This is a genomic window from Algoriphagus sp. AGSA1 (genome assembly GCF_021390545.1).
In the GTDB taxonomy this organism is placed as follows: domain Bacteria; phylum Bacteroidota; class Bacteroidia; order Cytophagales; family Cyclobacteriaceae; genus Algoriphagus.
In genome coordinates, this window is the sequence record NZ_JAJUWR010000016.1 from 13,694 (window position 1) to 28,638 (window position 14,945).

A 14,945-nucleotide genomic window follows, 5' to 3' on the forward strand; every position below is an offset into this window, starting at 1 on the left:
ATTGTAGAATTTATGATGGGAATGTGAATGTTGAGCCTGATACCGGTCTGCACAATGCATTCAGGAAATCAAGAGACTCCTAGAATCCTTCAAAAACAGAAAAGCCTCGATCTTTGAAATCGAGGCTTTTTTTGGATTTGAGAAGGTATGCTTACTTTTTATCAGTAATCTCCAGAATAGGGTTGCCGGTTGATCCATTTGGAAGTTTGATATCTAGCATCATGCAGAGTGTAGGAGTGATATCAGTAATCGACACATGACGGGAGCTCTCTCCCTGAGGTATTTTCCAGCCATAGAATACCATTGGGATATTAGTGTCGTAGGTGTAGCCAGTGCCATGTGAAGTACCTCTGTCCCCACCGTTCAGCCATGCCGGCTCCAGCACGAGAAGAATATCACCAGAGGCTTTGTGGTTATATCCCATTTGGAGCCGCATGGCATTTCCCATAGTGAACTCCCTTGTCCTCATAGCTGTGCCAGTATAGACTTCCTTGATCCCCTCAATCTTTACCAAGAATTGGGCAATTTCATTTTCAAAGTCTTCTTGGTTAAGCTTTTTGTCAGCAATTAGTCTGTGATTCAAGAATAGCTGGTTGTTTGAAATGTTTTTGATCCAATCACCTTCTCCATACTGCGAGGTGATGTAGTCTAAGAGCGCTGTGCGCATTTCACTGGTTTTAAGATTGCCTGCAGGTACATTCTCACTGATCATGTGGGTGGCTACTTCAGCTACGGCGTGGTCCGCGGTAAGGAATATTAGGTATTGATCTTTTCCGTAGGTTTTATCCAGATAAGCAAAAAGTCGGGCTATTTCTTGATCCAGCCTCAGGTAAGTGTCTTCAATTTCCTTGGACTGAGGCCCGAATCTATGGCCTATATAATCAGGTGAGGAAAAGCTCAACGCTAAGAAATCTGTTTCTTCTCCCATACCCAGTTTTTCTCCTTCCAGTGCCGCCAAGGCAAAATCCAAAGTCATGGTATTGCCATAGGGAGTAGAAGAAATCAAGCCAAATTCCCCGTTGGTTTTTCTAAGTTCATTTAAGTCATACGGAAAAGTCGGTGAATCTTTTCCTAAGAAAATCCCTTCGAACTCATTGTCATCAGCAATACTTTCTGTGTAAGTTTCTATTGGATACAGAGTGTTCCAGGTCTGTGAGAGGTATTTATCCACAACCTTTCTTTCATTAAACTTAGTTACCCACTCAGGCAGTTTGTCATAGTAATAAGAAGAAGTCATAAATTCCCCGGTTTTGCTGTCAAACCAATAGGCATCACCCATGTGTCCAGCAGGAAGGCTTGCGCCCCTATCTTTGATTGCTACACCTATTACCTTTGACCTTTTTTGGGTCGCAATCCGAAGTTCGTCTGTAACAGTGGTGGTGAGCATGTTTCGAGGGCTTATAAATCCATTTGAGGCAGAGCCTCCTATGTTTGTCACAGTAGTGTCCCCCGCACAATAAATCATTTGGTCTAGTCGCTTCACATACCAATCATTACCGATGATTCCGTGCGATGCTGGAGTAGTGCCAGTATAGACGGAAGCATGACCAGGGCCTGTGTAAGTTGGGATGTAATTATAATGGCCGTTTTTAAGCATGAAACCATCCTGCATCAATCGTTTAAAACCATCTTCCGAATATCTGTCAGAGAACCGGTACAGGTAATCTTGACGCATCTGATCTACGATAATTCCTACAACAATTTTTGGTTTCTCGGCCTGAGCTTGTGTGACAGCCGGGTATGCCATCAATAGAAAGAGCAAAAATAAAATTCTGAATTTGTTCATGTTTTGATTTTTTGGTCTCCAAAGATAAGAATCTGACGCTATCGGTAGATTATGACTTTGTTAAATGGTCAAAAGCACTGACATTAGAATTCAAAATCTGATTTAATCTCTATGAAAAAGACAATCTGGACTCTTTTACTGGTGGTGTTCTCTACTTATGCCTTTGCCCAATCTTATTTTGTAGATGGTCTTGGCCCTGAATGGCATCGCCAAAGGAGAGAGGAATTGAGAAAGCTGATGCCGGCAAATTCGGTAGCTGTGTTTTTTAATAATCCGGTGAAAAACCGGACTAACGACGTGGAATACCTCTACCATCCGAATACGGATTTTTTTTATTTGACGGGGTTTCGTGAGCCTAATTCGGTTTTGGTGGTTTTCAGTGAAGCCAGAGAGGTAAATGGGAAATTGACCGATGAATTAATGTTTGTGCAGAATAGAGATCCTCGCGCGGAAATGTGGAATGGAAAGCGCATGGGAGTGGAAAGAGTGAAAGCTGAGCTGGGCTTTGAAGATGTCTTCCTTAATTCTGAATTCGCTTCCAAATCAGGGATGAGCCTTCAGGATTTTGATAAAATTTTGACTTTTAGCCTTTCGGAAGAAATAGAGGGAAGCAAAACCAATGAACCGTTGATTCACATGGTGAAGGAGTTTAAAAATGCGAGTTCATACCCAGATAAATATAATGAGGAGCATGCACAAATCTATGCTTTGATTGGAGGCTCTGATCTGAAGTCAGCTGATCAGGTGGTTCAAATGCTCCATAGATATGCCCAGCAGAATCCGGACATGATGAACGATCCCTTGATCAATTCTTTTATGAATGCGGAGTCTCCGGAAAATCGGATGGTAATTAAAGAAAAGATTCCAGTTCGAAAGCTAGATATTGTTTCACTGGCGGGCATGATGGCTTCACTTCGGGAAGTGAAGACCCAAGAAGAAATTGTCCTGCTAAAAAAAGCAATAAAGATCTCTGCAGTGGGACAGGTAGAGGTGATGAAAGCGGCGAAAGTGGGTATGACAGAAAGGGAGATACAGGGGGTGCATGAGTTTATCTACAAAAGGTATGGAGCAGAGGAGGTAGGATATCCATCAATAGTAGGTGGGGGCAATAATGGATGTATCCTGCATTATACAGAGAATGATAAGCGTGATTTGACTGATCGGCTACTTTTGATGGATTTGGGTGCGGAATGGAGAGGCTACACAGCCGATGTGACACGAACGATTCCTGTGAATGGTACATTCAACGATGAAGAAAAAGCCATTTATCAGCTGGTGTATCGAGCGCAGGAAGCTGGAATAGCACTTTCCAAGCCTGGTGTTACTTTTCAGGAGATAGATGCTGTGGGCAGAAAAATCATCAATGATGGGTTAGAGGAATTGGGGATCGTCAAAAAAGGAGAAAGTCACATGTATTTTCCACATGGGACTAGCCATCATATCGGGCTGGATGTACATGACCGCAGTACACGAGACGCATTAAAAGAAGGAATGGTTTTCACTGTAGAGCCTGGTATCTATATACCGGAAGGATCCAATTGTGATCCAAAATGGTGGGGTATAGCAGTGCGGATTGAAGATGATATTTTGATAACCAAGGACGGTCATATCAACCTCTCAGCCGATGCTCCAAGAACGGTTGATGCCATAGAGGAAATGATGCGGGTACCAAGTGTGCTTGAGGAATGGGTACTGCCTGAGCTTGATTGAAAACGGGAAATATTTAAATTGCTTTCAATTAGCGATATGCCGGTGCAATAAGGTAAATAGGCTATTGGTAAGATGTTATCTAATCCCTCTGTTTCAGATCCCCACGCTTGATAGAGCGTATAAACTGTCCCCAGGCAAATGGGTCGAGAAGTCTGAGAGTTCTTGGACCGTATAGATCCTGGTTTTGCAGCATCTGCGCTTCCTGGAAATATCGGAAATTCTCATTGCCGGAGGCTGGCATGGCTTCGGCCCATCGGAGGAACATTTCAGGGCTCATATTAGATCGGGATATGGACATAGGATCTACCACGTTCATGGCAATCACCGCTCGTTTGAATTCATCCTCAGTGGGGAAAGGCATCACCTCAATCTCTGCGAGTGCAATTTCATCTACTTGCATAGTCAAGATCAGGCTAATCCGGTCACTCTCCACTTTTTCGGGGATTTTGAAGGTCTGTCTTTTTAGTCCTATAAAACTGAATACTACCGAATCACCTTCCAGCACAGGCATGGAGAAATATCCAAACCTACCTGAACTTGTGCCTCTTCCTTTGGTTGGCACGTATATATTCACTCCCGCTACAGCATCGGTACTGTCTGCATTGAGGACGATACCGGAAAGCTGAATCACTTTCCTCTGGGGTTCATCTTGGGCATGAGAATAGGTTATGGTAAAAATAAATCCCACTAGTAAAAGGAATGCTGACCGAAGGAGTATAGAATTCTTCACAAATAAATTAACTTAATAGAACGGCAATTGGTTGTCTTTTCTGATACGATAATACTCTAATTTCGGGTGAATTTTTATTTTACCCGAATAAACTGCGTTAAATCTTACAAATGAGGTTAAAAAACATCAGCTTAAACTACGGTCTTAGGATTTTTAAGGCGCTTTCCGAAGAGCCTAGGGTTCGCATTTTCCACTTATTGATGCTCAATAAGGAACTGTCCATTTCAGACTTCGAACTCATATTGGATTTTACCCAAACCAAAACCAGCAGACACTTGATATATTTAAAAAACGCAGGTTTGTTGGGAAGTAAACGGGTGGATCAGTGGGTGTTTTATTACATCCTGGAAGAGTACATGGAAATCATTCAGCAGATTTTTAAGTTTATACAGAAGGATCCAAGTCTCCTGAAAGATCAGGAAACCTTCGAAATCTTAAAATCAAACCGTGAACTTGCAATCAATAAAATTCAGAATAATCAGTACCGACGTTAATTCCCTTTGAAAACTTACCAACATCTCTTCTTCGATCTGGACCATACACTCTGGGACTATGATCGAAATGTACAGGAATCACTTTCTGAGCTTTTTGTTCACTATAAGCTGGAAAAACTTGGGCTTCTCTCGTGTCAGCATTTTATAGACTCCTTTTATGCGGTGAATTATAGGCTTTGGGAAGCCTATGACAAAGGGGAAATCCATAGGGATGAATTGAGAGCTACTCGGTTTCCTTCGATATTTGCTCATGCCGGGCTGGTAGGTACGGTTATTCCTGCGGGTTTTGAAGGGGACTTCATGCACAGGACTTCCAGTAAGCCCCATCTTTTTCCCCATACCATGGAAGTCCTCGGCTATCTCAAGCCTAAATATAAGCTGTATGTGATCACCAATGGGTTTGATGAAAGCCAGGCAAAGAAAATGAATGCATCTGGATTGAATGAGTTTTTCGAATTGGTCATCACTTCCGAGACAACCGGTCACAAAAAGCCGGATCCCAGGATCTTTCAGTATGCGGTAGATCAAGCCGGAGCCACGATAGAGAACAGTCTTATGATAGGGGATAATCCCATATCAGATATTTTAGGAGCATATAATGCAGGGCTGGATCAAGTGTTTTTCAACCCACTTGGTAAGGCTATTGACCTGAAGCCCACCTACACAATTTCACATTTAAGAGAACTGGAAGCCATTCTATAGCAGAATACCGCTGTGGGGGCTCAGACTTACAGTATTGAGAATGTTTCTAGAGTTGATTCCCCATTAATGAGATACGAGCAGGGGCATCAGCGAACTAGAAATCGTTCTTTCGGGTTCTTTTACTTCATATTTGTCCGCCAATAAAACCTTCTGGTTATCTTTGGCAAATCAGAAAATCATAACCCCAGATATCATGCTCAAAGGTTTTTTTAATGTTCCAACTCCGGTGAATGAGCCGGTAAAAACATACGCTCCCGGTAGCCCCGAGAGAAAAGAATTACAAGCTGCGCTCAAAGAAGCTAGATCCCAGCAAGTTGATGTACCGATGTATATAGGCTCGGATGAGGTCAGAACTGGCAATACACACCAAATGTCTCCTCCGCACGATCACCAACATGTTTTGGGTCATTTCCATGAGGGAGATGCTTCCCATGTGGAGCAGGCAATCGATGCGGCACTTGGGGCCAAAGAGGCTTGGGTGAACCTGGCTTGGGAACAGCGAGCAGCGATTTTCTTAAAAGCTGCCGACTTGATCGCAGGCCCATATCGCGCCAAAATCAATGCGGCTACCATGCTTGGCCAGTCCAAAAATGCGATGCAGGCAGAGATTGACGCAGCCTGTGAGTTTATAGATTTCTTGCGATTCAATGTGCGGTACATGACTGAGATCTATGCGCAACAGCCTCCTGTTTCTGGAAATGGCGTATGGAATAGACTGGAACAGCGTCCTCTTGAAGGGTTTATATTCGCGTTGACTCCGTTCAACTTCACAGCAATTGCCGGTAACCTGCCTACTTCAGCTGCCATGATGGGGAATACCATCGTTTGGAAGCCAGCTTACACGCAGATTTACTCTGCAAATGTCCTGATGCAAGTATTCAAAGAAGCGGGTGTTCCTGCTGGTGTAATTAATTTGATCTACGTGGACGGACCGGTTGCGGGAGATGTTATCTTCAAACATCCTGATTTTGCGGGAATTCACTTTACAGGTTCTACCGGCGTATTCCAGCACATCTGGAAAACAATCGGTACGAACATTCATCAATATAAATCTTATCCGAGGATTGTAGGTGAGACAGGTGGAAAAGATTTTGTGATCGCCCATAAGTCTGCTATTCCAAAAGCCGTGGCTGTAGGACTTGCCCGGGGTGCTTTTGAATACCAAGGACAAAAATGCTCTGCCGCTTCCCGTGCTTACATTCCTTCCAATATCTGGGAAGAAGTGAAAGAAAGCTTGTTGGCTGATCTTGCAGATATGAAAATGGGTGGAACGGAAGATTTTACCAATTTCATCAATGCGGTAATCGACGAGAAGTCATTTGATAAAATCGCCAAGTATATAGACAACGCAAAGGACAATCCGGCAGTGGAAATCATCGCTGGAGGTAACTACGACAAGTCCAAAGGTTACTTCATTGAGCCGACAGTGCTCGTGACCCAAGATCCAATGTACACTACTATGTGCGAAGAGATTTTTGGGCCAGTGTTGACAATATATGTGTATGATCCGGAGCGTTTTGAAGAAGCATTGGAGTTGGTAGATCAGACTTCGCCATATGCTTTGACAGGGGCGATTTTCTCTCAGGATCGTTACGCCGTTGAGCTGGCAACTACGAAGCTTAGAAATGCGGCAGGTAATTTTTACATCAATGATAAACCGACTGGTGCTGTAGTAGGACAGCAGCCATTTGGCGGAGCGAGAGCATCCGGAACTAACGATAAGGCCGGTTCCATGATCAACCTGTTACGCTGGGTTTCTCCGCGTACGATCAAGGAAACCTTTGTTTCCCCAGAGGATTATAAATACCCTTTCTTGGGAAGCGACCTTTGAGGTTTATAAAACCTCGAAGGTCTTAAGTACAGAGCTTTGAATTTACCTTCAGAATTAAACCTTCGAGGAGCCCCTTCAATTTCGCTCAAGGTGACTCATCAAAGGTTACAAGAGCCTCGGGTTTAGATCCGGGGCTTTTTGTTTTTGCGACTAAGGACACAGAGGATTTGTCCCCTGCGAATTGGATCTTAGGGTTTGTTTTTTTGCAGTATACCTCCCCTTGTTTAAATTTTTTTCTTTATTTTTAGTTATACTTTTAAATTTCCGTAGATGAAATACTCGCACCCTCTTTTAGTTGTCATCCTCTTTTTTGCTTGCGCCAAAGAAAAAGAACCAATCCAGGGTAAGCTTGAAGATTTCGTGTCAGGAGAGATGAGCTTTGAGCAAGCCTCAGAAGATGAGTACGAGTTTTATAAGATAGACTTATCCCAATTTGCAGACTGATGAAAAAGACATTGCTACGATTGTTATTGATAGTGTTGATTTTTTCATGTGCTGAAAAGGAAGATGAAGAAATTTATCAAGGGAAGTTGGAGGAGTTGATTGTTGGAGAAATTTCTTTGATTAAAGATTCCTTGACTTCAGTCATTGATATTAAGCAGATTTTGGTGATTGATGATGTGGAATATCCAGTGTCTGGAGATAAGCAGAATGTGAAAATTTATTCATTAGAAACCGGGCGAGTGATTCATGACTTTCAATTGCCCTTAATTGGCCCTTATGCGTTTGATGATTATGTTGCTTTGTTTTATGCTGATTCTAAAAATGAAATAGCAGTTTTAAATACTCAAGGAATGTTTTATGAATATGAGGAAGGGGTTCTTTTGAAAAGAATCTTAATTAATTCCGAAATACCTTATTTGACCACTCTAGGATCCGCACTATATAAATTAAAAAAGGGTAGGTACAGAACTGTTATATCACCATTAAGCTTTTTTACCACGAAAGATAATTCAGCTTATGATAAAAGCCTTGAAAAATGGGTTTTGGACTTCGATTCAAACAACAAGCAAATTGATTTCTATGGTATAGACTTTCCTTTTGGCTATTTAAAAAAGTTCGCAACTGATATTCGTTCTTATCCTCCAGATCTATTGTATCTCGATTTTGAAGGTCTTAGTTATTATACGTTTCCCTATTCGGATTCTGTATTTATCTATAAAGACTCATTGCTAGTAAGTAAGAGTATTTTTGAACCAGCTCGCAAACCAAACTATGGAGGGTCGGAATTTGTGATAAAAACTTCAGTGACAAATGATCGGATCGGGCTTTATGAATTAAAAAAAGAATCCTCTGCAACGATTGATTTGTTGTTCGATAAGACACGAGATCTCTTCCTCCTATTAAGAAAGCTTAATGAAAGCGGGACGGGAGAAACCAATGATTCCAGAACTAAAAACTATTCGCTCTCATTTTATAACCGGGATTTTGACTCCTTGGGAGAGTTTGACTTTTCATATCCACCAAACTCTGATCTGAAAAACTGGTTCATTACTTCCGAAGGTCTTTTCATAAACAAGCCCGAGCAGGAATCAGAGGATGAATACGGGTTTTATAAGATAGACTTGAGTGGGTTTGCAAATGAATAGTTGAAGGGTAAGGGAGGACTGCTTTGCGCCACTTCGTGCTCTTCGTGGCTAAAAACAAAAAACGGCTGAATCTCTCCAGCCGCTCGTTTGACTTTGAGGTTTTCAAAAACCTCAAATGTATCCATTAATTATAAACCTTTGAGGTCTGAAAGACCTCAAAGGTTAGGTGTACATCGCTCCATTCACATGAAGCACCTGTCCAGAGATATAGCTACTCATATCAGATCCCAAGAACACACAGGCATCAGCCACTTCCTCCGGCTGTCCGCCACGCTTCATCGGGATGCCGTCTCTCCAGCCTTGCACTGTTTTCTCATCCAGTACTGCGGTCATTTCAGTTTCTATAAAACCTGGAGCTATGGCGTTGCACCGGATATTTCTAGGGCCAAGTTCTAGCGCAACAGATTTTGTAAAGCCTATGATCCCTGCTTTGGAAGCCGCATAATTGGACTGGCCGGCATTTCCCTTGGCTCCCACTACAGAAGTGATATTGATGATAGAGCCGGACTTGGCTTTCATCATAGTTCTAGTGGCAGCTTTTACGGTGTTAAAGCAGGATTTCAGGTTGATCCCGATCACTTCATCCCAAGCTTCTTCTGTCATTCTCATCAAGAGGTTATCACGGGTGATTCCTGCATTGTTGATCAAAACATCCAGTCCGCCGAATTCAGCCACCACATCGTTTACCAATTCCTCGGCGGCTTTGAAGTCTGAAGCATCAGATCTATAGCCTTTGGCTTTGATTCCATAAGCTGCCAGTTCTCTTTCGAGTGTTTGACCTTTTTCAATACTTGACAAAAAAGTGAAGGCGACATTGGCGCCTTCTTGTGCATATCTGATAGCTATTGCTCTTCCGATGCCTTTAGATGCACCGGTGATCAATGCCGTTTTTCCTGAAAGTAATCCCATCTAGTTCTAAAATTTTGTTTGCTCAAAATTAGAAAAAAAGCTAAAACTTTTGGTTCTAAAGTCGATTCTGCTAGTCATTCTTGATAAATAAAGGGTATTAATCTGTTTATGCGCAATAACTTAGAATAAAATTCTACTATTGTCGAATAGTGCGGAATCAAGGATTAAAAAAGGCTTGTGTTTTAAGTGAAAACAGTATTTTTTGCCTGGTATGGGAGCCAAACTGGATTTTTTTCTGAAGCCAAAAGGCCTATTTTTGCATAGTTTCAACTCGTTTAAAATAACTCAAAATAGATATGTCTTCGACAAAATTTGATGTGATCGTGGTGGGAAGCGGACCGGGTGGCTATGTGGCTGCTATCCGTGCTTCTCAGCTCGGCCTAAAAACTGCCGTGGTAGAAGCTGCGGAATTGGGAGGTATTTGCCTTAACTGGGGGTGTATCCCCACCAAAGCTCTACTGAAGAGTGCTCAGGTATTTGAGTACATCAATCATGCTGCTGACTATGGCATTACAGTAAAAGACGCCAATGCTGATTTTACGGGTATTGTCAAAAGAAGCCGAGGTGTCGCGGACGGAATGAGCAAGGGGGTTACCTTCCTTATGAAGAAAAATAAGATTGAAGTGATCAAAGGGTGGGGAAAAATCCAACCTGGAAAGAAAGTAGAAGTGACCGATAGTGAAGACAAGAAAACAGTCTATTCTGCGGATAATATTATTATAGCTACCGGAGCCAGATCCAGAGAGCTTCCTTCCATGAAAATCGACAAAAAGAAGATTATCGGTTACCGTGAAGCAATGACCTTGGACAAAATGCCTAAGAAAATGGTGGTCGTAGGTTCGGGGGCTATCGGTATTGAATTTGCCTATTTCTATGCGACCATGGGCACAGAGGTGACTATTGTAGAGTTTTTGGATAGAATCGTGCCTGTAGAAGATGCTGAAGTTTCCAAGACATTGGAGAAGATCTATAAGAAAGCCGGTATGACCATCATGACTTCTTCAGAGGTGACGGCGGTAGATACCAAAGGCACGGGCTGCAAAGTCACTGTGAAAACTGCTAAAGGTGATGAGACGTTGGAATGTGATGTTGTGCTTTCTGCCGCAGGAGTTGTTTCAAACCTTGAGAATATTGGACTGGAAGATGTAGGGATTTTGGTGGATAAAGGCAAAATCAAAGTTGACGAGTATTACAAAACAAATATGCCTGGCTACTATGCCATAGGCGATGTGATTCCTGGGCCGGCTTTGGCCCATGTGGCTTCTGCTGAGGGGATTATCTGTGTGGAAAAGATCGCAGGTCAGAATCCTGAGCCTTTGGATTACGGCAATATTCCAGGCTGTACTTATTGCTCTCCTGAAATTGCATCTGTAGGTATGACGGAAGCTAAAGCCAAGGAAGCTGGATACGAGTTGAGAGTCGGTAAGTTTCCATTCTCCGCCTCAGGCAAAGCATCTGCCGCTGGCGCAAAGGATGGGTTTGTGAAATTGGTGTTTGACAAAAAATATGGTGAATTACTCGGAGCGCATATGATAGGATACAACGTGACTGAGATGATCGCGGAGGTTGTGGCTGTACGTAAATTGGAAACCACCGGTCATGAACTGATCAAAACCGTGCATCCTCACCCTACTATGTCAGAGGCTATTATGGAGGCAGCTGCCGCGGCTTATGACGAGGTGATTCACCTTTGATCAAAATAATTTGAAAAAAAAAGGCACAAGGCTTATAAGTAATAGGTCTTGTGTTTTACATTTAGGGAAGAAATTTTTCAATACACCTAATTTTTGCAAGAAGAACAACTCATCGCCGGACTACGGGCAAAGGACAGAAAGACCACGGAGTATTTGTATGACAAATACTCTAGGGCTCTTTATGCGGTGATCTCAAGGATTATTTTTGATAAAGACATAGCGGAGGAGATTTTTCACGATTCCTTTGTGAAAATCATCAGAAAAATAGATCATTACGATGAGTCGAAAGGGCGTTTGTACACTTGGATGGCCAATATTTGTCGGAATTCAGCCATTGATAAGCTACGCTCTAAAGAAATCTCCCAATCGGGTAAGACCAACACGATAGATGATTTCGTATATGGGATGGAAAGCCAATCCGGTACACAGGAGCAGATAGACGGGATCGGAGTGAGGGAGTTGATGATCGATCTCAATGATGACCAAAAGTTTATAGTAGAGTATATTTACTTCAAGGGATATACACATTCGGAGATTTCGGAGGAATTCGAAATACCTCTAGGCACCGTCAAGTCTAGGGTGAGAGCGGCAATACAAGTGTTGAAAAAAAATGTAGCAAGAATCTAGTGGATATTCAATCTTACATATCGTCAGGTAAACTGGAACTTTTCCTTTTGGGAGAGTTGACGGAGCATGAGCGTGAGGAAGTGTTGAGCCTGGCCAAGACATATCCCGAGATTCAGAAAGAACTGGATGAATTGGAGGATACTATGTTTGCCATTGATAATATGTCAGGTCAAGCCCCTTCTCAGGATGTAAAGGATAAGATTTTTAATACCTTAGAAAGTGATTTTGTACTAAAGGCGGCACAGGGACCTACTGCTGTGCCAGAAGGGGCTAAAGTAGTGCCGATCAGTAGCCCATGGAAACCTTTTGCGATAGCTGCTTCTATAGCCGCCATAGTAGCTTCAGGGGCTGCATTTTATTATGCGGGTAAGTATCAGGAGAAAAACGAGCAGTTTACCGCATTGCTTCAGGATCAAAGTGTAATGGCGGATAATCTGAATCAAGTGAAGCAGGAGTACGATCAAAAAGATTCCCAATTAGACAGAATGGTCGCAGGGGACTTCAAGCGTGTGGAGATGAGAGGAGAAGGTTTCGAAATGCAGAAAGACGCTAAAGTGGATGTCTTCTGGGATCAAAATGCGCAAGAAGTCTTTGTGGCAGTGAATAACTTGAATGACCTTAGCGATGAGTATGATTACCAGCTTTGGGCTATCGGAGACGACGGTCCCGTAGGTATAGGTCTTGTGAATTCAGACGAAAAGCTGACTTTGCAGCAAATGGAAGCAGTGGTTCAAGCAGGTGCATTTGCAATCACTATAGAGCCAAAAGGCGGATCCGAAGCGCCTACACTCGAAAAACTGGTGGTGTTGGGAGAAGTGGCATAAGAATTTGAACTTTGAATAAGTTGATAGTTGCCTGTTCCAAAAGGAGCAGGTTTTTTTCATTATCGGGAATTACAAGAATCTTTAACCCGCATGCATCAGCAAATCTACTACGGCTTCAAACTGCTTCAAAATCAGTCGCTAGGATTCACTTTTCGCTCTCACCGTAGCGGTGCTACGACTTGATCTCCAAAGTGTCTGATTTTCTTGCAGTTTGGAGCCTTCCCGAAAAAGATCGAGACAGGCTGTTACGAATCCTAATGCATAGGCCGGGTTTAATCTATTAGCTTCCGCCTATGGAACTTCAGTTATCGACGCCTGCCTTACTTTTTTCGGCAATTACCCTGCTGATGCTAGCTTACACAAATCGATTTCTGCCACTTGCCAACATGGTAATGGAGTACAGCAAAAATGCTTTGTCATTATTTCCCTAAAGGTTTTATAGGCAGATGGTATTTGTTTAACATAGACTAAACTGAAGGAGCTCAGATAAACGCAAATAAAAATTTTGCGTTTTTTTTTTTTTTTTTTAGTTTAAACTATTCGTTTCCGGAAAACCGAATTGGTTTAAAGCTTTGCCAGCATATTGCGATGAGCTATTAAAATTATTACTTATGAAAAACCGAATAATTTATCTACTAGCAATTGGGATAGTTATGTTCTCAGGTATGATGTTGCCTCTTTCAACAGATGCCTCGTGCACAATAAGTCCATCACAATCACAAAATAATGGTTTTTGTAACTTGAACATAGAGGAAAATGAGGATGGTACTGCTACACTAGATATGGCATGTGAAAAACTACTTGATGAGGAGAATGGGGCATTAGGCAAATGTGTGCTACCACCAGGAGAAGCATAACTTTTATAAGTTTTCAGGGCCAAGTTTAATTGGCCCTTTTTTAAATCTCTAACCAAGAATGAAGAAATATTTATTTATACTATTAATTGTAGCTTTCTCATGTAATTCTGAGCAGGAAAATTTCGAAGTGCAAATTGAGCTTGAGGAATATTATATCTTTGAGTTGGATTCTCTAACTCGTCGAGATTCTAAACACGTAGGTTTTGTCCCATCTCTCAACTCTATTTATCTTTTTAACGATAATACGTATACTCTTTATTTCTACAATTTGGCGACAAAGGAGAACTGGAAAAGAATTCCGTTTGCCAAAGAAGGTCCGGAAGGCTTAGGAAGAGTAGATTTGTTTAAAGTGTATAGTTTGGACAGTATTTTCTCAGTGAATGAGATACTTGGGCAGATAACTAGAATTAGCGACGAAGGAAAAAAAATTGAGAAGATTAGAATCTTGGATATGGATAATGGAGATCCAGCCATACAATCGGGAATAAGCTTTTTTGAATTTCATAAATCTAAACTTTTTACTCTGGCAAGGCAGACACCCAACGTCTTGCCATTAAGGAATAAAATTTTGCTAGAATATGATTTTGATACTAAGAAGAAGTCTTATGAGATAGAATGGCCCATTGAATACATAGAGGATTGGATGATGGCAACTAAGCCATCTAGTGCTGTTATGAAAGATGATAAAGTATATTTATCTTTGCCCTACAACGAACACATTTTAATTTATGACCTTATTAATGGCAACTTAGAAAAAAAATATGCCGGATCTTCAAAAATAAAAAAGTACGTTCCTTACTCCGGAGGTGGAGATATGCAAAGTAGGATAAGACATGTCCTTGAAGGAGCCAGATACGGAAAACTAGTTTACGAGCCTACTGCAAGGGTCTATCTTCGGGAAGCCTCAGTGGGATTGAGTATTCCTATAGATGCAAATCCATTGCTCGCTACCTCGGAATCTGGTAGCTTTCTGTCCAATAACAACGATAATATCTATGTTCTTACAATTGTATTGGACGAGTCTCTGAATAAGATAGGGGAAGTACCTCATCAAAAATTGTATCAAGATGCTTTTTGTGCCGATAGTGCTCTATTTAGACGAGTTGTCATATATGAAAAAGAGAATGAAGATATTCTAGTTTTTGGTAAGTACAAGGTGAAGTATTGATGGGTAAATGTAGCAATTTCATTA

The 14,945-nt window shown here is 41.8% G+C and carries 14 protein-coding genes and 1 pseudogene; 12 read left to right on the plus strand and 3 right to left on the minus strand.

The window, feature by feature from the left end; genetic code table 11:
* Positions 1-151 precede the first annotated feature (151 nt).
* A complete protein-coding gene (pafA, locus tag LZF95_RS13920; RefSeq protein ID WP_233755697.1) occupies positions 152-1,786 on the minus strand; it encodes an alkaline phosphatase PafA in 1,635 nt (544 codons plus the stop codon).
* A gap of 111 nt (positions 1,787-1,897) precedes the next feature.
* Between pafA and LZF95_RS13925 the strand changes: the two genes are divergently transcribed.
* On the plus strand, positions 1,898-3,496 hold the full coding sequence (locus LZF95_RS13925) for an aminopeptidase P family protein (protein WP_233755699.1): 1,599 nt from the start codon (positions 1,898-1,900) through the stop codon (positions 3,494-3,496).
* Between the two features lie 79 nt (positions 3,497-3,575).
* Here LZF95_RS13925 and LZF95_RS13930 read toward each other — a convergent pair whose 3' ends face one another.
* A complete protein-coding gene (locus LZF95_RS13930; RefSeq protein WP_233755818.1) occupies positions 3,576-4,166 on the minus strand; it encodes a carboxypeptidase-like regulatory domain-containing protein in 591 nt (196 codons plus the stop codon).
* Positions 4,167-4,336: 170 nt separating this feature from the next.
* Between LZF95_RS13930 and LZF95_RS13935 the strand changes: the two genes are divergently transcribed.
* The 5 genes from LZF95_RS13935 (at position 4,337) to LZF95_RS13955 (ending at position 8,842) form a co-directional block, all read left to right on the plus strand.
* The gene (locus LZF95_RS13935; RefSeq protein ID WP_192348425.1) at positions 4,337-4,720 is read left to right on the plus strand and encodes a helix-turn-helix transcriptional regulator; all 384 of its coding nucleotides are present in this window, start codon (positions 4,337-4,339) and stop codon (positions 4,718-4,720) included.
* A 6-nt stretch (positions 4,721-4,726) separates the two neighbouring features.
* Complete coding sequence (locus LZF95_RS13940) at positions 4,727-5,422, plus strand: YjjG family noncanonical pyrimidine nucleotidase (protein WP_233755701.1); 696 nt, start codon at positions 4,727-4,729, stop codon at positions 5,420-5,422.
* A 193-nt stretch (positions 5,423-5,615) separates the two neighbouring features.
* Positions 5,616-7,253, plus strand: a complete 1,638-nt coding sequence (gene pruA / locus LZF95_RS13945; protein ID WP_233755703.1) for an L-glutamate gamma-semialdehyde dehydrogenase — start codon at positions 5,616-5,618, stop codon at positions 7,251-7,253.
* A gap of 270 nt (positions 7,254-7,523) precedes the next feature.
* Positions 7,524-7,697: a hypothetical protein gene (locus LZF95_RS13950; protein ID WP_233755704.1), complete on the plus strand. Its 174-nt coding sequence runs from the start codon at positions 7,524-7,526 to the stop codon at positions 7,695-7,697.
* The gene (locus tag LZF95_RS13955; RefSeq protein ID WP_233755705.1) at positions 7,697-8,842 is read left to right on the plus strand and encodes a DUF4221 domain-containing protein; all 1,146 of its coding nucleotides are present in this window, start codon (positions 7,697-7,699) and stop codon (positions 8,840-8,842) included. The genes LZF95_RS13950 and LZF95_RS13955 overlap by 1 nt, the downstream gene beginning before the upstream one ends.
* 162 nt (positions 8,843-9,004) lie before the next feature.
* Here LZF95_RS13955 and fabG read toward each other — a convergent pair whose 3' ends face one another.
* On the minus strand, positions 9,005-9,751 hold the full coding sequence (fabG, locus tag LZF95_RS13960) for a 3-oxoacyl-[acyl-carrier-protein] reductase (RefSeq protein WP_233755706.1): 747 nt from the start codon (positions 9,749-9,751) through the stop codon (positions 9,005-9,007).
* A 296-nt stretch (positions 9,752-10,047) separates the two neighbouring features.
* On the opposite strand from fabG, the gene lpdA reads away from it, so the two are divergent.
* The 6 genes and pseudogenes from lpdA (at position 10,048) to LZF95_RS13990 (ending at position 14,921) form a co-directional block, all read left to right on the plus strand.
* Complete coding sequence (gene lpdA, locus LZF95_RS13965) at positions 10,048-11,445, plus strand: dihydrolipoyl dehydrogenase (protein WP_233755707.1); 1,398 nt, start codon at positions 10,048-10,050, stop codon at positions 11,443-11,445.
* A gap of 93 nt (positions 11,446-11,538) precedes the next feature.
* A complete protein-coding gene (locus LZF95_RS13970; protein ID WP_233755708.1) occupies positions 11,539-12,072 on the plus strand; it encodes an RNA polymerase sigma factor in 534 nt (177 codons plus the stop codon).
* Positions 12,072-12,896, plus strand: coding sequence for an anti-sigma factor (locus LZF95_RS13975; protein WP_233755709.1), 825 nt, complete (start codon positions 12,072-12,074; stop codon positions 12,894-12,896). Before LZF95_RS13970 ends, LZF95_RS13975 begins: the two co-directional genes overlap by 1 nt.
* A 293-nt stretch (positions 12,897-13,189) precedes the next feature.
* Positions 13,190-13,288: pseudogene (locus LZF95_RS13980) on the plus strand (DUF2721 domain-containing protein); the annotation flags it as partial.
* 219 nt (positions 13,289-13,507) lie between these two features.
* The gene (locus tag LZF95_RS13985; RefSeq protein WP_233755710.1) at positions 13,508-13,753 is read left to right on the plus strand and encodes a hypothetical protein; all 246 of its coding nucleotides are present in this window, start codon (positions 13,508-13,510) and stop codon (positions 13,751-13,753) included.
* A 58-nt stretch (positions 13,754-13,811) separates the two neighbouring features.
* On the plus strand, positions 13,812-14,921 hold the full coding sequence (locus LZF95_RS13990) for a DUF4221 family protein (RefSeq protein ID WP_233755711.1): 1,110 nt from the start codon (positions 13,812-13,814) through the stop codon (positions 14,919-14,921).
* Positions 14,922-14,945 lie beyond the last annotated feature (24 nt).

Excerpts from the sequence above, each read along its gene's own strand:
- pafA (WP_233755697.1), bottom strand. The coding sequence starts at position 1,786 with ATGAACAAATTCAGAATTTTATTTTTGCTCTTTCTATTGATGGCATAC.
- LZF95_RS13925 (WP_233755699.1), top strand. The coding sequence starts at position 1,898 with ATGAAAAAGACAATCTGGACTCTTTTACTGGTGGTGTTCTCTACTTAT.
- LZF95_RS13935 (WP_192348425.1), top strand. The coding sequence starts at position 4,337 with ATGAGGTTAAAAAACATCAGCTTAAACTACGGTCTTAGGATTTTTAAG.
- pruA (WP_233755703.1), top strand. The coding sequence starts at position 5,616 with ATGCTCAAAGGTTTTTTTAATGTTCCAACTCCGGTGAATGAGCCGGTA.
- LZF95_RS13950 (WP_233755704.1), top strand. The coding sequence starts at position 7,524 with ATGAAATACTCGCACCCTCTTTTAGTTGTCATCCTCTTTTTTGCTTGC.
- LZF95_RS13955 (WP_233755705.1), top strand. The coding sequence starts at position 7,697 with ATGAAAAAGACATTGCTACGATTGTTATTGATAGTGTTGATTTTTTCA.
- fabG (WP_233755706.1), bottom strand. The coding sequence starts at position 9,751 with ATGGGATTACTTTCAGGAAAAACGGCATTGATCACCGGTGCATCTAAA.
- lpdA (WP_233755707.1), top strand. The coding sequence starts at position 10,048 with ATGTCTTCGACAAAATTTGATGTGATCGTGGTGGGAAGCGGACCGGGT.
- LZF95_RS13985 (WP_233755710.1), top strand. The coding sequence starts at position 13,508 with ATGAAAAACCGAATAATTTATCTACTAGCAATTGGGATAGTTATGTTC.
- LZF95_RS13990 (WP_233755711.1), top strand. The coding sequence starts at position 13,812 with ATGAAGAAATATTTATTTATACTATTAATTGTAGCTTTCTCATGTAAT.